The organism is Bacteroides sp. B1-V-101 (genome assembly GCF_023656585.1).
GTDB classification, from domain to species: Bacteria; Bacteroidota; Bacteroidia; order Bacteroidales; family Bacteroidaceae; genus Bacteroides; species Bacteroides thetaiotaomicron.
On sequence record NZ_JAMOKH010000001.1, the window covers coordinates 237978 to 254152 of the forward strand.

The window sequence follows — 16175 nt, forward strand, 5'->3', positions numbered from 1 at the left end:
GTTAATCTTCTACCAGTTCCAATTCAGATGCAGCAAACCACGCTTCTTTGATGTCATTATCTTTGCATTTAGCTGTTACACAATATTGAGTAGCGCTGTGCAAATACTCACATTTTGCGGTTATAGTCCCTGAAAAACCTGATACACTACTACGAACTTTGTCGCCTAACTTAATTTTATCCATATTTTTTAATGTGGGTTTTACAAAGCCCGCCCAAGGCTCATTTTTATTTGTTAAATACTAAAAAGTCAGTTGGGTTTGCATACATACTAATAAGTCCTTCACCCCAATGAATACCTGCCACTATCCATTTATATGGAATATCCACGTATGAAGCTTCGCTTTTGTATGTAGCATTCCAATGCACACCTATTTCCCCGGACTCATATTCTACAATCTCAAAATCGACAATCTCGCATTTTAAACGTTTCTTGATTTCCTCTTTTAACTTATCAGCATGAGATAATACCTCATTTAGTAATATTTTTCCCATATTCATCGCTATCTTTTAAAAGTCTATTAGTTTCTGTTCATCCTCAAAGTTGGTATCAGCAGAATAACTGTCACCAGTGCAGGTTCCAGTCCCAACTGTGAAATATTCCACCCCTCCAGCTTTGTCGTCAAGAACTGGACATCCGTCTTTATCTGTCTTAAAAGGTTTCCCAGTTTTACTATCATATTTGTGTGGATTAAAGAGGTATCCTTTCCAGTCACAATACATAATAAATTTCTTTTTGAATGCGGTAGGAGATATGTATTTCCGCTGCATAGGATCATAGATGCAAAAAGCGTCATATAAGTCTTTTTTGACAAGACGGTGATTTAGATGTTCCTCGGAAGAAAAATATTCATCTGCCCATGAAATAAGAGTTTCACCGATTTCTTGTCTGAGTATGCGTTGTTCCAAACGTTCGCCGGGAGCTTGAATCACTCCATACTGGAGATAAAGTTGTATGCAGTTAGCTAGAAGATTCCATGTAAGATTCCATTGATCAAAATCCCATTCTGAAAAAAAACGTATTCCAAAGTCATCTACAGGCTTATGTGAGTCATTATAGTAGTCAGAGAAGGCAAGTAGCCACTGCCTATCTGTGAAACTTGATCCTCTTCCTCGAATAGCGTGATTAGTTGCTATATATATTTTGGGTGAACGCTCGAATGGGAGAGTGATTCGTCTCCCTCCTTTGTAGTTGACGCTCCAGTCACCTGTTATATTAGGAAACAAGAATTCAAAGTTGAAATTCTGAAGAACGTCATCAATAAATACAAACTTTGTGTTTTCAAGTACATCATTCCAAATAAACTGATCATTGAAGATATCGCTTCTTTTACCAGGTATATAAGCAGTGGGAACAACACAGCGCAATAACTCGCCGATTAAGGATTTACCGGATCTTCCATTAGAGTCTCCGACTTCGGATTGTTTTCCGTCCATACCAATGACTGCTTTAGCCACATTGCTATCTTTTGCTTCCATTGCCATGTATCCAATCGCACATAATTTACTAAGCAAATGAATATGATTCTCATTTTCTTCTTCAGGTGAAAAATCGTCCTTTGATTTACGCCAAGTGAAATTACTTGTATTGATCAGAAATTGGAGATAATGTGATTTTTTACCCTCCTCAGAGAGGGTATAGGAATATTGATTGTCTTGATCAACCTTAAAGCGGATGAGTGGGGAGCCTAAATATTTAGCAGGAATTATTTTTTGCTGCTCTTCCCAAATGTGATGATCAATGACTTCGTAACCTATTTCCTGTACATTGTCTTTAGTTACATACCAGCATTTCGTATTAAAATAGAAATATTGGCTTTCGCGATTTGGCTTGATGAAGTTTGGTTCAATGAAATTCAACAGCGATAGTTTGTCTGGTCCCACGTATTGGGATACTCCTTTAATTAGCATTTCGTTTACCTCCTTCTTACAATAATGTTTAGCGAATTGAAATAAATAGTCACGTGCATCTGAAGCATCAATCGACCTGACCACAGGTGGATCTAAATGAACGAACTGATAAGTTTTATCCAAACGTCGTAGACGCCCGAATCCCCGGTTCTGAAGAAAGTTGTGGGAATTGACATAGCAAAACTGATACTCGGTTTTTATCCCGGAACGAGTTTCCTTATCTACTTCCTCCCAGAACTTTTCATCATCATCGAAAGGTTGTGCTAGGACAAGTTTCCCTGTGTCATCAAACTTCCATCGATATCTTCCAAAAACAAACTCCGGAAGATTTTTAAGAACGTCTTTGTGACGCTCGGAGAACGCTTCGTTAGAATGAAGACACCACAGTTCCAGCATCTTGTGATCGGTCAAGGTGGTGACTTTAAACATTTCAACGTATTTCCCAAGCCCCTTTTTTGCATTACAGGCAAACTCAATGTCTTCGGCCAGTTCATTCTCGTGATCTTTAAGAGAATTTGCAAGTAAGTCATCTATCCCTTTGTCACCGGCATCATTTTTTTGTATATGTCCAACATAAATCTCCACATATATATTTCGATTTTTGAGGGTTCTCATATACTCTTTGAAATTTCTAGCAGCGTAGAAAAAACAGTATGGGCGTTTTTCAACCCGGTCATTCAGTTTAATGTTAGTGCTGATATCATCCCAGTCTGAATCAAAAATGAATGCGACTTCTTTAACGTTGCATGCCGTTATGATCTTGACTACATCTTCCGGAAGAGTATTGTTCTCTTTACTGCCAAGATTCTGAATGCCACTGACTGCAATAGATGGGATACCATGTTTGCACGCTTTCTCAGCCTTCTTTTCTCCTTCTTGAATAAAGAGTCTGGGTATTTCTTTCTTTTCTTTATACATTCTCCGGAGCTTTTCCGGGATATAAATCGGGGTACCTGAGCCTGCTGGGGATTTGTACTTGAATGGTTTCCCTTCTTTGTCAAGGTGCGCATCCGGAAACTGCCATCTAACACGAAAATATTCTTTCCGTTCGCCTGTTTCGCGTTTGCGGTGATCTTTCCGGGCATAGGTAACAGGCATACCCTCTAAATCATAGTATTCGATGATAACATCATCTCCTTTAGGATCAATGACACCGGAATCATTGATAGTACCAGGGCGAAAAGTACGTGTTTCAAAAATAGACTTGGTATCATCTGTTTTGTAAATCCTCGCTGTTACATCTTCAAATGTCAATCCGGAGGCAGACAGCATTTTTGCACAAAAGCTATTAGTATCATTACCTTTAGCCTTCTTGCTTCCTTGCTTCATTTTTGTAACTGGCTTCTTTTTCTGTTCTGGACGCTGGTCTAATATGACGTTAAACTTGTGTGCTAAATGTTCGAGAGCTTCCGGGAATTCTTTCTTCTCGACTCTCATTAAGTAGTCAAGCGCACCGGAGCCACTTATCTGGTGACAAGAGAAACATGAATAAATATCCTTAGCCGGATTGATGCTAAACTTCTTTGAAGCTTTACACATAGGGCAGTCACAGACGTAGCTGGTACCGGATTTGCGAAGGTTTCGGAAGTCTTGCACTACATCGATCAGATGCTTTTCAGAGGCATCCTTGATGCGCTTTATATCATCATCAGTAAAATGCATAGTTATGGTTTATTATCTAGTACAGTGTAAACAAACTCTTTTAATTGTGAACGTAATTGTTTACTGAGACCTTCAATAGGACGGGATAAAAGCTGCTTGTCTGCTTGCTCAATAATTTGTGCGAGGCGTGATGCGTCTTCAGAACTAATATCATAAATCGCAAGAAAACCACGACTGTCATTGTCTACATACATAGTATTATGCTTTTTTACGCCCCCCTACGGCTTTGCGGCAATAATTTAATTTATACCGCTGCCGTAGTTTTTCCGCATGTTCCAAAGTCGCATCTTTAGGATCTACAAGAACTTGCGTCCGGGCGTCTATTCTTAACAATATTTTGTTTGATTCCTGCTGAGCAGATTGCTGACATAGAGCTGCAACTTCTTCCGGATCATCATTCTCGAAAAGATTAATTTTCTCTCTTTTCTTCGGATTGGCGGATGGGCTGGGAGAGTGTACAACTTTCATAGCTTGCTCTTACATCTTTTTTAATAATTCGTCTATGAATTCCTCCAGATAAGGCGGCATTTCAGTCATTGTTCTTTTCTCTGTTTCTCGGATTTTGTAATATTCGCATGCCCCACGTAACAGATTACGAGTTTCCGGAGATTTCAGCATGCTTTCTACAATTGCTAGTGTGATTTTGAGAGAGGATCCATGGATGATTAATGGGGTGGCGGAAATACCGGCTTCTTCCTTATGTAAGATGCAGATTGCATCCATCCCGTTTGTTGTGATAATCTCTGAAATTTGATTCATTGCTGAAGCCATTATCTTTGTTGCTTCGTCTAAATTTCCCATAATGTTTATTCTTAAAATTAATACTAGAAATCGTGGGCATTCGGGGATCGAACCCCGTATCACCGGAGAAACGCTGAAAAACTCCGTTGTGTTACCTTACACCACTACCCGTATGCCGGGAATTTCACCCGGCAATCTTTGTGTAACAAACCTTAACCAGGGACTGGATACCCTACGTGTCTCCTTAACACGGTGTTTTAATGATTAATAATTGGAATGATTAAACTTCTATTCTCTTGAGTAGAATATAATGTATAAATAAAATCCCGGACTTGCACCGGCCGCATTCCTTATGCGTATTTAGTTAAATGATATATGGTTGATTAATAGAAGTTTCCTGTCTTCTAGTACGGTATTCTGTACGATTTCTGCGAGGGCGGCGGACCGTACATGTTGAGTCAGTAAATATTGCAATTTCACCTCCTAGAAATACGATGAGTAGTGTTGATGCGACAATCTTCCTTGCGAAAGGAGATAGGTCAAAGCTGATATCATGATGCGTACAGAACCACCAGGCTGAAATCTCATTGATCTTGTTCAATCCCAATTTCTCTTTGATTCTGCGGAGTGTGTTGTCGACAGTCCGAACACTGATCTGAAGCAATGAGGCTGTTTCTTTATAAGATCCTCCCCAGGCAACGCATTCAGCTATTTCATTTTCTCGTTTTGCTAGTGTGATGTTTCGATTCATAGTTATATATCTTCAATTGTCCAGCAGTCTGTTATGCCGTATTTTTGGAATACATTCGTAATTGCTGTAAATAGGGTAACAGAAATATCTATAATCCCTGAATTTAGCTTCTTTGAGAAGTATGATCTTGAAGGGTTATTTAGTACTACTTTCAAGTCATTTTTGAGCTTATCTTTTTCCTCTAATGAGACTTGCAGATATCCTTTTTTAAAGGAATAGCGTTTTTTCGCTATTGCACATGTTCTAGTTTTGTTGTACATTTGTTGCATTGATTTTGAAACTACGTTGCAAATATATAGAACATTTCTATATAAGCAATGAAGAAATGAAGAAATTTTCTCTTTTGATGGAGAAATGTTCTAAAATGGTATGATATGGAGAATATGTCAATATCTAAAGAAGCATTCATAGATCGTCTTGAAGCTTTTATGAAAATGGAGAAATTGAACGCTAATAGCTTGACTGTTAGCGCTAAATTATCAAATGGACTTGTGAATAAAGCTTTGAAGAATAGGTCATCAATGAATTCTGATAGTATAGAACGTATTCTATGTGCTTATCCACGTCTCAGTGCAGACTGGCTGATGACCGGTAAAGGTACTATGTATGTGGAAGAACTTCCTGAAATCACGGATTATATGTCTAATACGCATAATAATGATAGTTTAATCTTTTTTTTGCGTGATAGAAATAAAGAGTTGGAGTGTGAAAATAGGAAGTTGGTCTCGGAAAATGCATCACTGAGAACTAGGCTGGAGTTACTTGATAATTCCGCAGGTAAAACAGGATGAAGATAATTAAAGGCGGGAAATTCCCGAACAAAAAACAATAAAAAATCAAGTTTGGTTCGAACTAAAATGTTTGTCTCCGAATAGAAATTAATTTTGGGTCCGGTGATTTTTGTAGCCCGTTATAGAGCTAAATTCTTGGTTATTAGTACTGGAAGTAGTGCGCCAGGAACCTCATGAAATCTCCGGACCTATAAAAGGTTCGGAGATTTTTTTTATTTTTGAAGTACTTAAATTGGGGTGCAGGTTGCTCTGATGAAGTATTCAATAGCTAAACTTAAAAGGTCCGTGGTGTATGAAACCGATATTCAACGAAGAACAACAGAAGAAGGCTGCATTTATCTTGGAAAGCCCTTTGGCTAAGTTGTCTGAACTTTATTCCAATGAAATAAAGGATTTGGCTGTCGTTTGGTGCTACTATTCGGGCAAGATAGAAGGGAACACTTATACCTACGTTGAAACCGAAGCCTTGCTGAAAGATGGTATCACTTCCGAAAAGCGATACGAAGATGCCAAGATGCTTAAAAACCTCTACAATACTTTTATTTCCGAATTAGAATATATCCATAAAGAAAAGAATCAAGAAATTATAGACGAACGCACTCTTTTCAGAGTACATCAGTCTATTTCTACGGGGTTGGTATCTAACGAAGAATCGGGGTTGCTACGGACACGGGCAGTTCGTATTAGCGGAACGGATTATACTCCACCCAAGAATCAACAAGAAATAGTAAGCAAACTAAATGAAATTCTTTTTCAGCAAGGCGAATATTCTAATCCTTTAGAGAAAGCTATCTACTTGCATTGTAATCTTGCTCGTCTGCAACCGTTCATTGACGGGAACAAACGGACTGCAAGAATGATAGAAAGTATTGCTTTGATGAATGCTGACATCATTCCCGTATATTCTGCCAAAGATTCGGATATTCTGAATTACAGAAAAGGACTGATAGCGTTTTACGAAATGGAAGACTACAGCCTATATACTGATTATTTTCTGAATAGGCAGATTGAACGAATCAAGGAGATAGAATAGTTCTTTGCTTACTCGCTCTCATTACATCCATTGATAGTATTATCAATGGATATCTATATAGGGGTTAGTTTTTTAATTATCGCTCATGGTTCGTATTTAAATGTTTATTGATAAATATCAATGTCTCGATCTCAATGGCATACAAATGCTGATTGGTAATACTTCGATAGCTAAATGGTGTTATAATAATGCAAATGGTTGGATTTGGCTGGGCTATAATATTCAGCCAAAATGACGGAGTGCACCGTTAAGATCGGTTGATTGATGACATCTAATTTAAAACGAATGCGTATATGAATACAGATTTTGTAAACTTAACAAAGGAAAACCTCAGTGATGAGCATCTATGCTGCATTATTCGCAGTAAAAAGCCTCATGCAGGTATTGACGCGAAGCGGCAATGGCTTTCCGACAGACTAAATGAAGGTCATGTTTTTAGAAAGCTAAATGCAAAAGCTACGGTTTTTATTGAGTATGCGCCTCTTGAGACAGCTTGGGTTCCCATCATTGGTGATAACTATTATTATCTGTATTGCTTATGGGTTTTAGGAAGTCCAAAAGGAAACGGGTATGGAAGAGCTTTGATGGAATATTGCCTGGCAGATGCCGAAGAAAAAGGCAAATCCGGTGTTTGTATGCTTGGATCAAAGAAACAGAAGAACTGGCTTTCTGACCAATCGTTTGCGAAGAAATTCGGTTTTGAAGTTGTTGATACGACTGATAATGGATATGAACTGCTTGCACTTTCTTTTGACGGGACAACGCCGAAATTTGCGCAAAATGCAAAGAAAATGAAAATTGAAAGCGAAGATCTGACTATTTATTATGATATGCAATGCCCTTATGTCTATCAAAAGATTGAAATGATAAAACAGTATTGTGAAACAAATAGCGTTCCTGTATCTTTAATTCAAGTGGATACACTCCAAAAAGCGAAAGACCTGCCTTGTGTTTTTAATAACTGGGGCGTTTTTTATAAAGGGAATTTTGAAACAGTGAATTTACTTTTAGATGTCGAACATTTAAAGAGAATACTTAAAAAATAAATAAGTAGATAATGCGGGATTAATGAGATAGGATTATTCTTTGTTTTTTATCCTGTCTCTTTATTTCTTCTGTTTCTGAAACGATAAGCGGATCAATAACCAAGCGATTAAGAGGCAGATCCCGATAGCAGTGAAAACTCCTTTGCGATAAGAATCCTCCAGCTGAATGCTGCATTTTACACTGTCGATATTGGTATCGACCGGATGTACCCATACACTGGTCAGAGGTGTTTCGTATTCCTTTCCGTTTGCCTTGATGGATGCCAGAGGTAGTTTGGTGTTTCCTGGCTTCTTGAAACGTATGCGGTAGCTGAATCCCTGCTCGTAGATATCTGTCAATATGCCGTTTTTTACTGTATGACCAGCTTTGTGTGGTGTTGCTCCTTCAACTGTTTCTATAAGCGTTCCGAAGTCGGGTGGAGATACAGAATCGAAATCGGCTGTGCTGATGTATTTTAATTCAAGCTCTTGTCCTGCTTTGGCTCCATTGCGGGGAGTGTCCAGTTCCATATAGAAACGTTTTGTTTCTTGGGCAAAACTTTTTAGTCCTATAGGCAAACCGATAATGATAAACAATATAATTCTTATTAGTTGTTGGATAATGTATGCATGCATATTCCTTATGTGAGATATAATTATAAATGATGAAAAAAATATTGTTTATTTTCGGTTTGCCTATTTCTGCTTATCTATTTTTAGCCGATATAAAATTCAGTCGGGATTAGTTTGAAATCAACAAATTGATTTTCTACCGGGGCGGACTTTAATAGAAAAGGGACGATGCCATCGGATGGTAAAGCCTTGCGTGGCAGTGCTGTCTGTTTGTCGAATTTATAGGTGGCACACCATGCGTTGGCGTCACCACATACACTTTTGCCGATACGAAAACAGAATTCGCTGGTATCATCACGTAACGTCTGTATTAGTTTGCGGCAATCACCGGGGATTTGGTCGGCATCTTGCAATACATTTATTTCTTCTGCTATTTGTTTTAGCCATTCGGTGTCGTGAATGTGTTTTTGATCAAGTGCAAAAACAAATACGGCAGGATAATAGTCGTTATTACCGGGCATCCATAGGGCGGTATTAGCTTGCACTACCGCGGCATAAACAATGGGAGCCTCGGTGTATTTTCTTTTCCAACGATCTTTGAATAGCCAGGGGGCGCTGCCTGCCGTAGCTTTGAAAAAAGAAGTGCTCATGTCACGTGGTGTCTGCAGGTAAGGGGCGAGTTTGTTCAGGTTAGTCGGATTCTTGAAGTTTTCCCGCTCTTCTTTTTCGCGGAGGCGCTCTTTTTCTTCTTCCTCTGTAGATTTCGCGCGTTTGGCGCGTAGTTCTGTTACATCATAACCTTGTGATTCCATTTGTGCGATGTCTTCTTCACTCATGTTCTTTTCCCAATCTTTGCCGGGATTTACAAATAATGCCATAATCTTTGTTTTTTAATTGGTTATTTATTGCTTCTTGAAAATAGTGTTTGTTTTATAAGATATTTGTTTATATATAAATATAATATTAAAATATTGATATATAGTATATTAATAATATATATGATAATATTAGCTATATATATGGTTTCAAAAATACATTCTTTTATTTAAAAACAAATAATAAATGGAAGGTTTTTTATTTGCAAATCTATTATTCTTCCTGTTTGGTATCTTCTTGGATTTATATTTATATCTTTGCAGTCATAAATATCGGATTTTAGTTGAATATATTCATGAATCGTATCAAAGGCATACTTTATGCGGCAGTTTCACTCTTCCACTTTTGGACTGGCTCCGTTTTTTTCATCACTTTATTGCTGATCGGTTTTTCAGCTTTCGAAGTACTTTCTTATCGTTGGGGGATAGCTTCGGTAGTGTTAATCATATTCGGATTATTTTCCGGCTGTGACTTTCGGTTGAAAAGAAAGGATTTGGCAGTTGTGTTTGCTTTGAGCCTGTTGAGGGGGTAAGCATGGTTGTGTTTCGTGAACATCGAATGAAAAGGATATAAAAAATGCCGCATATAGCGGCATTTGAATTTTGAGGAGAGCCTCTTGTCGGATTCGAACCAACGACCCCGAGATTACAAATCACGTGCTCTGGCCAACTGAGCTAAAGAGGCGTTTTCTGTTTTGCGGGTGCAAAGGTACGAATTTATTTTAAAAATGCAAATACATCGTGTACTTTTTTTATATTTGCAGTCTCACTAATGATTGCAAGAAGATGAAAAAGAAAATTATGAATGTATGTGGTGTGGCTTTATTAGCCGTTAGTTTACTGGCTTGTTCAGGCCAGAAGAAAGGAGCAGAAGCTACTGAAAGTGCTTCCGACGCAGTGAAAGTGACTGCTGAAGCGACGTCGGCACAGGCTGATAGTACAGGATATATTGTCAGAATAGGGGAGATGGCCCCTGATTTTACGATTACATTGACGGATGGCAAACAAGTGACTTTGTCATCTCTTCGTGGGAAGGTTGTCATGTTGCAGTTTACAGCAAGTTGGTGCGGAGTATGCCGTAAGGAAATGCCTTTTATAGAAAAAGACATTTGGCTGAAGCATAAGGATAATGCAGACTTTGCACTGATTGGAATAGACCGTGACGAACCGCTTGAAAAAGTGCTTGCCTTCGCAAAGTCTACCGGAGTGACTTACCCGCTGGGACTGGATCCGGGAGCTGATATTTTTGCAAAATATGCATTGCGTGATGCCGGAATCACACGGAATGTGCTGATAGACCGGGAAGGAAAGATTGTAAAACTGACTCGTCTGTATAATGAAGAAGAGTTCGCTTCACTGGTTCAGCAGATCAATGAAATGCTGAAATAAGTGCTTATTGCCGGTCTCTGAACCGGATGCGGGCACAATAAATATAGTGTCACTATCATACTGGGATGGTGACACTATATCGTTAGTATGGTTACACTATTCTGATGTGATAGTGTCACTATCCTGAATAGGGCTTTTTCTGATTAAAATAATACGCTGTCAGGCAAGGCTCAGCTTTGCCAGATAGTCATAATGTTTTCCTTCTTTGATTAATTCCGCTTTGAATCCACATTCGGAGGCGTATAGGCTAAGAGTCTGAAAATCGATATATAGCCAGTCGAATGTATCTCCTTTTACATCCTTGTATTGCATCTGGAAATCTACTTCTCCATAATAATCGCCTGCCAGATCGATAAGCATGCTACCGTCTTCTTCTTCGAAAAGATAGCGCAAATCACTTGAATCCATCAGAATACATCCGCCAGGGCGTAGGATGCGTTTCATCCGTTGGAAAAAGGCAGGCATATTATTTAGTGTTCCTATGATGCCCGAACCATTCATCAGCATCAGAACCGTATCGAATGTTTCGGTGAATGTTTCGTCAAAGAGATTGATGAGGCGGGAATCTTTGACGCCGCGTTGTTTCATTACTTCGTTGGAAAGCGGAGAGATGTCAATGGCGCAAACTTCTTTTCCCATTTCTTGAAGTGCCAATGCGTGGCAGCCGCTTCCGGCTCCTACATCTAATATTCTTCCCGTAGCCATTTGCAGAGCAGTGCGTTCGAGGACTGGCATGGACTGTATACTTCGGAATAATTCCTTAACGGGGATTTCATCTTCTTCGAATTGAGAAGAGAATACTCGCAAGCGGTCAGCTCTGTGATGATTGAAATAATCGGAGATTGCAGCTCCCATCGGGTCCTTTTCTGCGGAAAGGGTTATTGTTGCCATTTTGGTGATTATGTATTGTTTTATCCGCCAAAGATAAACAATTCCGTAGAAAAGGCTTATCTTTGCATCAGAAATGTGAATGCTAACAATGTAATATATATGAGTATAGAAGATGCAATCATGGGTGGAATCGTCTTTAAAGGTAAGAAAGATAAGCCCCAGGAGGAGGAGAAAGTGAAGACGAAAGCGAAGAAAGCGACTTATATTCGTGGACAACATGGTTCCGGAGCCGCGAAGATGAAAGCGGATATTCGGAAAAAGAGAGCTAACCGACATAAAAAATAAATGGGAACAATTGTTTGTATACTAGCACTTTTGCTGGCTGGCCATGGACTTGGTTTGATCATTAAGATGAGGATGTTTTGTCTTTTAATCAAGAGAGTCGAAACGAAATACATTAAGAAGATAGATGGAATAGTAGTGGATGTTGATACTTATGTGAAGGATGGAAAGCTTCTTATGCGCCCGTCTGTTGAATTTACATTAGAAGGAGAGGGTGAAAAATGCTGTCGGTCTATCAATCCCAATATTATTGTGGAGGATATCACACAATTTTCATATTACCCGAAAGATTTTCATATAGGTGATAAAGTTACGGTTTGGTATAATTTGGATAATGATGCAATGTTTGTCGAGCAAAAAATGCAATTGACAAGATTGTTTGTTCGTTTATTTATTCCCGGATGTTTTTTCATTATTTCAAGCATTTTGGGGATGTGTTATGTCATGAATAGCTAACAACCTTATAAAAAGAAGCGGGGCAGGATGATCATCCTGCCCCGCTTCTTTTTATAAGGTTACTTCTTTTGTGGAAGTATCTCTATCCAGTAGTCATCCGGGTCGTTGATAAAATAAAGCCCCATGGCTGTATTCTCAAAACAGACACAATTCATTTCTTTGTGATATTGCCGTACGGCGTTATAGTCGCCGGCTACACGAAAGCATAAATGACTTTCGTTTTCTCCCAGTTCATAGGGGGAGGTATGATCTTTCAGCCAGGTCAGTTCCAGTAGGAAGCCGGTTTCGTTGTCCGTCAGGTAGACCAGGATGAAAGAACCGTCGGAAGCTTCCTTCCGACTATGTTCTTTTAAGCCAAGCGCTTTTTCATAAAAAGCAATGCTTCGCTCCAGATTCGTTACATTGATATTAAAGTGATCAAATCTACTTTTAATTTCCATGATTGCTATCTTGTTATTTTTTCATCAATAGCTTCACGATTTCTCCGACATACGTACGGGGTTGTCCGGCTTGCGGAGTCGTTTGTGAAGGCAGTTTCTTACATTCGATAACAGCCGAAGGAGTCGTTTGGTTCGGAGCGTATAGTTTCAGTGTATAAGTTTCTGCTTTTTCTATCGCTTCGTAGGGCTGATCGGCAGAAAGTGTGCAATAAGCTACGGCTTTACCGTTTTGATAACCCAGTGCGCCGCCTGCGTTGGCTGTCATATTGGTCATGTTGAATTCATCTTTGCCGATAGAGATCACCAGTTTTCCATTGCCCATCAATGCGTATACATCACCCGGAATCTGCTTCAGATCGATTTCTGTATATCCTGGCATATCTGCTGAAGCCTTGCCGACAGGAGTTGCAGGAGTTAAAGTAGCAGCAGGAGTAGTTGTCTGATCTGCTTCTGCAGTGGTAACTTTACCGCCCTGACCAATCACCAGCGGACCTGCAGCAGCAACGATAGACGGCTTCTGTGCTTCTTCTTCTTTTTTCTTTTTCTCAGACTTCGGACGAGTATCGGGAGCACCGAAGGCTACAGCTACATCCATAAAGATGTCATCGGCAAAGTCTACCGTTTTTCTGCGCCATTTAGCCAAGCCGCGTACCAGTTTGGTTTTAGCTTTGTTCAGTGCATATTCATCTGTAATCCATTCTTCTGCTTTGTATTTTTCTGTTTCGCGGTAGGTGAAACGGATTTTTTCCAGTTCTACCAAGCAACTGCCCGGTTTGCAGGTAACAGTGATCTGATAATTGACCCAAGTGCGGTCCAATGACAGGGCGCTGGAGTAAAATGTGATCCATTCTTCACCTACACCGGCGATGGTTCCTTGTGCTTCATCGCTGAAAACGACGCGGCTGTCCGGATTATTGTTTTCTTTCAGACGTTCGTTCATCCACTTCATGACAGTGTCGTAGATTTGCTTCTGACTCATTCCGGGAATCTGGAATTCCTTGGAAAATACTACTTTACCATCTACTACAGGAACAGCTCCCGCAAGGTATCTGGTATCATCTCTTTTTTCTTTGTGCGATTCGGCTCTCATTGCCATTGGCAGGCATGTGAGAAGCATGGTAAGAAACAGGATTGTTAACTTATTCATAATTATTATTGTGTTTATTTGGTTATTTCAAAACTTTCGCCCCGATGGGTGATGCTGACAAACCGGCATCCTGCATTTTCGGCAAAATCACGGAGGGCATTTCCGCCTTCGTAGTCTTCACTGAAGTGCATGGGTACAAATATAGTAGTTTTTATTTGTTCGATGAACTGTTTTGCACCTTTCATATAATCTTTTCCCATCCTGCGGTCCACTGGGAACAGCGCTAAATCGATCTTCGGTGCTTTTTCTTTTAAATATTTAACTTCTGCAAGGAAGTCTCCGTTGGCTTTTCGTATCTCCGCTTCGGTAGATTCTTCACTCCAGTGCCAGTTGTTCAGATCGCCTGCATGGAAGATGTTCCAGTCTTGCAGATTGATCAGGAACGAACTGCCGACATCGGTCGAGCCGAATGCTTCGATGCGGATCGTCTCGTCTTCGTAGGTTTCTCCTTTTTTAATATAGGTAGCGTCTTCGGGCTTTGCACGATGGCTTTTCAGAATATCTTTGGAGAAAATGTACCGGATGTCGGGATGCGCTTCTTTCCACGTCAGTATTTCACGGTTGAAGTGGTCGGGGTGAAAGTGAGTGGCCAATACATAGAGTTTACCCGGTCTTTGCAGGAGGTAGTCATGTACGATTCCCCGGTTATGTTCAGTTTCCGAAGAATCTTTGTAATAATCGATGATGACGGTCACACCTTCTGCTTCGATGGCAAAACCGCTATGATAAATATAATCCAGTGTCATGAGCTGATTATTTTTACAGTTGCAATATTACGTATTCTAGTTGGAGTTGGCAAGAAAAATCAGTGAAATCAGGGAGAAAGTCGATTGATTTCCCATTTTCCATCCGTCTTTAGGGTATACAGGAAGCGATCATGTAACCGGTTGGGGCGTCCTTGCCAAAACTCCATCCGGGTAGGAGTGACGGCATATCCGCCCCAGTTGTCAGGGCGTTCCACTTCTTTTCCCAGCCATCGGGCAGCTTCTTTGACGAAAGCGCGTATCAGTTGCATCCGGCTTGCGATAGGCTGGCTTTGTGGAGAGATACGTGCACCGATGCGGCTTTTATAAGGGCGCTTCCGGAAATATTCGTCTGATTCTTCCGGAGAAACTTTCGCGGCAGTACCTTCGATGTGTACTTGCCTTTCAAGTTCATGCCAGACAAAGGAAAGTGAAATGTATGGATTTTGTGCCAGTTGCCTTCCTTTACGGCTTTCGTAGTTGGTATAGAAGATAAACTTTCCGTCATGCAGTCCTTTCAGCAGTACGGTACGGGTCGAGGGTCTGCCTTCGGGAGATACGGTACCTACAATGACGGCGGTCGGTTCTTCTACGTTTGCGTCGATGGCTTCCTGTAGCCAGCGGCTGAAAAGTGAAAGCGGGTCGCAGGGAAGTTCGCTTTCCCTTAACCCGCTTTTGGTATATTCTTGCCGGATATCAGCTATATTCTTCATTCATTCAAGATTCATGATTTCTAATTCCAAATTTCTACATCGGTACTTCTATCAATAAGATATGTGAGTCCTTCAATGTTTCGAGTTCGAAACTTTTCGTATCGTAGATACCCATTCCGTCGCGACGTTTCAGCACTTCGCCGTCTACTACGATTTCTCCTTCAATCAGGAAAATGTATACGCCGCCATGACTTTGGTGCAAGTGATAGCCGAGTTTCTTTCCGGCTTCCACCTTTCCGATAGAAAACCAGGTGTCTTGTAGAAGTGAAGCGGGAGTACTGCCGTCGGGCGATACAATCACTGCCAGTTCGTTCGGTCGTTCCAGCTCTTTGATGCTAAAATCCTTGTAGACAGGATGTGTATTCCGCTCTCTCGGCATAATCCATATTTGCAGGAATTCTACCGGTTCTACAGGGCTGGCATTCACTTCACTGTGGAAAATACCCGTTCCGGCACTCATCGTCTGAATCTCTCCGACAGTGATGATACGGCTGTTTTTCTTGCTGTCACCATGTTGCAGATGTCCTTTCAATGGAATGGAGATAATCTCCATATTTTTATGCGGATGGGTTTGGAACCCTTCTCCGGGGGCGACTTTGTCGTCATTCAATACGCGGAGGGCACCGAAGTTTATACGGTCAGAATCGAAGTATTCGTCGAAACTGAAGGTATGGTAACTATCCAGCCAGTCATATTGGGAATGTCCTCTTGTATCTGCTTTATGTATTACTTTCTTCATAATTTTCTCCTTTT

At 40.3% G+C, this 16175-nt stretch carries 22 protein-coding genes, 1 tRNA gene and 1 pseudogene; 7 read left to right on the top strand and 17 right to left on the bottom strand.

What is annotated here, in order from left to right; all coding sequences use genetic code 11:
* Position 1 precedes the first annotated feature (1 nt).
* The 8 genes from NBH01_RS01010 to NBH01_RS01045 form a co-directional block, all read right to left on the bottom strand.
* The gene (locus NBH01_RS01010; protein WP_119200407.1) at positions 2-184 is read right to left on the bottom strand and encodes a hypothetical protein; all 183 of its coding nucleotides are present in this window, start codon (positions 182-184) and stop codon (positions 2-4) included.
* Positions 185-227: 43 nt separating this feature from the next.
* Complete coding sequence (locus NBH01_RS01015; RefSeq protein ID WP_119200406.1) at positions 228-494, bottom strand: hypothetical protein; 267 nt, start codon at positions 492-494, stop codon at positions 228-230.
* A gap of 15 nt (positions 495-509) precedes the next feature.
* Complete coding sequence (locus NBH01_RS01020) at positions 510-3572, bottom strand: CHC2 zinc finger domain-containing protein (protein ID WP_234141769.1); 3063 nt, start codon at positions 3570-3572, stop codon at positions 510-512.
* Positions 3573-3574: 2 nt separating this feature from the next.
* Positions 3575-3766 (bottom strand): hypothetical protein, encoded by a 192-nt coding sequence (locus NBH01_RS01025; protein ID WP_211461878.1) that lies wholly within the window; start codon positions 3764-3766, stop codon positions 3575-3577.
* 4 nt (positions 3767-3770) lie between these two features.
* Positions 3771-4040: a hypothetical protein gene (locus NBH01_RS01030; protein ID WP_119200404.1), complete on the bottom strand. Its 270-nt coding sequence runs from the start codon at positions 4038-4040 to the stop codon at positions 3771-3773.
* Positions 4041-4049: 9 nt separating this feature from the next.
* A complete protein-coding gene (locus NBH01_RS01035; protein WP_234141768.1) occupies positions 4050-4373 on the bottom strand; it encodes a hypothetical protein in 324 nt (107 codons plus the stop codon).
* A gap of 304 nt (positions 4374-4677) precedes the next feature.
* On the bottom strand, positions 4678-5064 hold the full coding sequence (locus NBH01_RS01040; RefSeq protein ID WP_117578452.1) for a response regulator transcription factor: 387 nt from the start codon (positions 5062-5064) through the stop codon (positions 4678-4680).
* 2 nt (positions 5065-5066) lie between these two features.
* Entirely contained in the window at positions 5067-5324 is a 258-nt protein-coding gene (locus NBH01_RS01045) for a hypothetical protein (protein WP_151210902.1), read from the bottom strand.
* A gap of 114 nt (positions 5325-5438) precedes the next feature.
* Here NBH01_RS01045 and NBH01_RS01050 point away from each other — a divergent pair, with 114 nt between their 5' ends.
* The 3 genes from NBH01_RS01050 (at position 5439) to NBH01_RS01060 (ending at position 7934) form a co-directional block, all read left to right on the top strand.
* Complete coding sequence (locus NBH01_RS01050; protein ID WP_195382396.1) at positions 5439-5855, top strand: hypothetical protein; 417 nt, start codon at positions 5439-5441, stop codon at positions 5853-5855.
* 292 nt (positions 5856-6147) lie between these two features.
* Positions 6148-6888, top strand: a complete 741-nt coding sequence (locus NBH01_RS01055; RefSeq protein ID WP_225693667.1) for a Fic family protein — start codon at positions 6148-6150, stop codon at positions 6886-6888.
* A gap of 293 nt (positions 6889-7181) precedes the next feature.
* Entirely contained in the window at positions 7182-7934 is a 753-nt protein-coding gene (locus tag NBH01_RS01060) for a GNAT family N-acetyltransferase (RefSeq protein WP_225693666.1), read from the top strand.
* Positions 7935-7994: 60 nt separating this feature from the next.
* Here the strand turns inward: NBH01_RS01060 and NBH01_RS01065 are convergent, their stop codons facing one another.
* Together NBH01_RS01065 and NBH01_RS01070 are read right to left on the bottom strand one after the other, a co-directional pair.
* Positions 7995-8444 carry a hypothetical protein gene (locus tag NBH01_RS01065; RefSeq protein ID WP_225693665.1) on the bottom strand — a complete coding sequence of 150 codons (450 nt, stop codon included), beginning with the start codon at positions 8442-8444 and terminating at the stop codon, positions 7995-7997.
* Between the two features lie 185 nt (positions 8445-8629).
* Positions 8630-9364 carry a hypothetical protein gene (locus NBH01_RS01070; protein ID WP_008767933.1) on the bottom strand — a complete coding sequence of 245 codons (735 nt, stop codon included), beginning with the start codon at positions 9362-9364 and terminating at the stop codon, positions 8630-8632.
* A gap of 293 nt (positions 9365-9657) precedes the next feature.
* Between NBH01_RS01070 and NBH01_RS01075 the strand changes: the two are divergent.
* Positions 9658-9888, top strand: a pseudogene (locus NBH01_RS01075) (DMT family transporter); the annotation flags it as partial.
* Positions 9889-9972: 84 nt separating this feature from the next.
* On the opposite strand, the gene NBH01_RS01080 reads toward NBH01_RS01075, so the two are convergent.
* Positions 9973-10046 (bottom strand) — tRNA-Thr (locus NBH01_RS01080).
* A gap of 101 nt (positions 10047-10147) precedes the next feature.
* Here NBH01_RS01080 and NBH01_RS01085 point away from each other — a divergent pair.
* Entirely contained in the window at positions 10148-10750 is a 603-nt protein-coding gene (locus tag NBH01_RS01085; RefSeq protein ID WP_011107875.1) for a TlpA family protein disulfide reductase, read from the top strand.
* Positions 10751-10909: 159 nt separating this feature from the next.
* Here NBH01_RS01085 and NBH01_RS01090 read toward each other — a convergent pair whose 3' ends face one another.
* Complete coding sequence (locus NBH01_RS01090) at positions 10910-11641, bottom strand: class I SAM-dependent methyltransferase (RefSeq protein WP_008762145.1); 732 nt, start codon at positions 11639-11641, stop codon at positions 10910-10912.
* A gap of 99 nt (positions 11642-11740) precedes the next feature.
* Between NBH01_RS01090 and NBH01_RS01095 the strand changes: the two genes are divergently transcribed.
* Positions 11741-11926, top strand: a complete 186-nt coding sequence (locus NBH01_RS01095) for a hypothetical protein (RefSeq protein WP_008762146.1) — start codon at positions 11741-11743, stop codon at positions 11924-11926.
* On the top strand, positions 11927-12379 hold the full coding sequence (locus tag NBH01_RS01100) for a hypothetical protein (protein WP_008762147.1): 453 nt from the start codon (positions 11927-11929) through the stop codon (positions 12377-12379).
* A 59-nt stretch (positions 12380-12438) separates the two neighbouring features.
* Here the strand turns inward: NBH01_RS01100 and NBH01_RS01105 are convergent, their stop codons facing one another.
* From NBH01_RS01105 to NBH01_RS01125, 5 genes are all read right to left on the bottom strand, one after another.
* Positions 12439-12819, bottom strand: coding sequence for a VOC family protein (locus NBH01_RS01105; protein WP_048698209.1), 381 nt, complete (start codon positions 12817-12819; stop codon positions 12439-12441).
* Positions 12820-12832: 13 nt separating this feature from the next.
* A complete protein-coding gene (locus tag NBH01_RS01110; RefSeq protein WP_008762149.1) occupies positions 12833-13966 on the bottom strand; it encodes a DUF4468 domain-containing protein in 1134 nt (377 codons plus the stop codon).
* Positions 13967-13980: 14 nt separating this feature from the next.
* Entirely contained in the window at positions 13981-14712 is a 732-nt protein-coding gene (locus NBH01_RS01115) for an MBL fold metallo-hydrolase (protein WP_055229340.1), read from the bottom strand.
* A 68-nt stretch (positions 14713-14780) separates the two neighbouring features.
* Positions 14781-15422, bottom strand: coding sequence for a pyridoxamine 5'-phosphate oxidase (gene pdxH, locus NBH01_RS01120; RefSeq protein WP_008767942.1), 642 nt, complete (start codon positions 15420-15422; stop codon positions 14781-14783).
* 34 nt (positions 15423-15456) lie between these two features.
* Positions 15457-16161, bottom strand: a complete 705-nt coding sequence (locus tag NBH01_RS01125) for a pirin family protein (RefSeq protein WP_055229339.1) — start codon at positions 16159-16161, stop codon at positions 15457-15459.
* Positions 16162-16175: the final 14 nt, after the last annotated feature.

Excerpts from the sequence above, each read along its gene's own strand:
- NBH01_RS01010 (WP_119200407.1), bottom strand. The coding sequence starts at position 184 with ATGGATAAAATTAAGTTAGGCGACAAAGTTCGTAGTAGTGTATCAGGT.
- NBH01_RS01015 (WP_119200406.1), bottom strand. The coding sequence starts at position 494 with ATGGGAAAAATATTACTAAATGAGGTATTATCTCATGCTGATAAGTTA.
- NBH01_RS01020 (WP_234141769.1), bottom strand. The coding sequence starts at position 3,572 with ATGCATTTTACTGATGATGATATAAAGCGCATCAAGGATGCCTCTGAA.
- NBH01_RS01025 (WP_211461878.1), bottom strand. The coding sequence starts at position 3,766 with ATGTATGTAGACAATGACAGTCGTGGTTTTCTTGCGATTTATGATATT.
- NBH01_RS01030 (WP_119200404.1), bottom strand. The coding sequence starts at position 4,040 with ATGAAAGTTGTACACTCTCCCAGCCCATCCGCCAATCCGAAGAAAAGA.
- NBH01_RS01035 (WP_234141768.1), bottom strand. The coding sequence starts at position 4,373 with ATGGGAAATTTAGACGAAGCAACAAAGATAATGGCTTCAGCAATGAAT.
- NBH01_RS01040 (WP_117578452.1), bottom strand. The coding sequence starts at position 5,064 with ATGAATCGAAACATCACACTAGCAAAACGAGAAAATGAAATAGCTGAA.
- NBH01_RS01045 (WP_151210902.1), bottom strand. The coding sequence starts at position 5,324 with ATGTACAACAAAACTAGAACATGTGCAATAGCGAAAAAACGCTATTCC.
- NBH01_RS01050 (WP_195382396.1), top strand. The coding sequence starts at position 5,439 with ATGGAGAATATGTCAATATCTAAAGAAGCATTCATAGATCGTCTTGAA.
- NBH01_RS01055 (WP_225693667.1), top strand. The coding sequence starts at position 6,148 with ATGAAACCGATATTCAACGAAGAACAACAGAAGAAGGCTGCATTTATC.
- NBH01_RS01060 (WP_225693666.1), top strand. The coding sequence starts at position 7,182 with ATGAATACAGATTTTGTAAACTTAACAAAGGAAAACCTCAGTGATGAG.
- NBH01_RS01065 (WP_225693665.1), bottom strand. The coding sequence starts at position 8,444 with ATGGAACTGGACACTCCCCGCAATGGAGCCAAAGCAGGACAAGAGCTT.
- NBH01_RS01070 (WP_008767933.1), bottom strand. The coding sequence starts at position 9,364 with ATGGCATTATTTGTAAATCCCGGCAAAGATTGGGAAAAGAACATGAGT.
- NBH01_RS01085 (WP_011107875.1), top strand. The coding sequence starts at position 10,148 with ATGAAAAAGAAAATTATGAATGTATGTGGTGTGGCTTTATTAGCCGTT.
- NBH01_RS01090 (WP_008762145.1), bottom strand. The coding sequence starts at position 11,641 with ATGGCAACAATAACCCTTTCCGCAGAAAAGGACCCGATGGGAGCTGCA.
- NBH01_RS01095 (WP_008762146.1), top strand. The coding sequence starts at position 11,741 with ATGAGTATAGAAGATGCAATCATGGGTGGAATCGTCTTTAAAGGTAAG.
- NBH01_RS01100 (WP_008762147.1), top strand. The coding sequence starts at position 11,927 with ATGGGAACAATTGTTTGTATACTAGCACTTTTGCTGGCTGGCCATGGA.
- NBH01_RS01105 (WP_048698209.1), bottom strand. The coding sequence starts at position 12,819 with ATGGAAATTAAAAGTAGATTTGATCACTTTAATATCAATGTAACGAAT.
- NBH01_RS01110 (WP_008762149.1), bottom strand. The coding sequence starts at position 13,966 with ATGAATAAGTTAACAATCCTGTTTCTTACCATGCTTCTCACATGCCTG.
- NBH01_RS01115 (WP_055229340.1), bottom strand. The coding sequence starts at position 14,712 with ATGACACTGGATTATATTTATCATAGCGGTTTTGCCATCGAAGCAGAA.
- pdxH (WP_008767942.1), bottom strand. The coding sequence starts at position 15,422 with ATGAAGAATATAGCTGATATCCGGCAAGAATATACCAAAAGCGGGTTA.
- NBH01_RS01125 (WP_055229339.1), bottom strand. The coding sequence starts at position 16,161 with ATGAAGAAAGTAATACATAAAGCAGATACAAGAGGACATTCCCAATAT.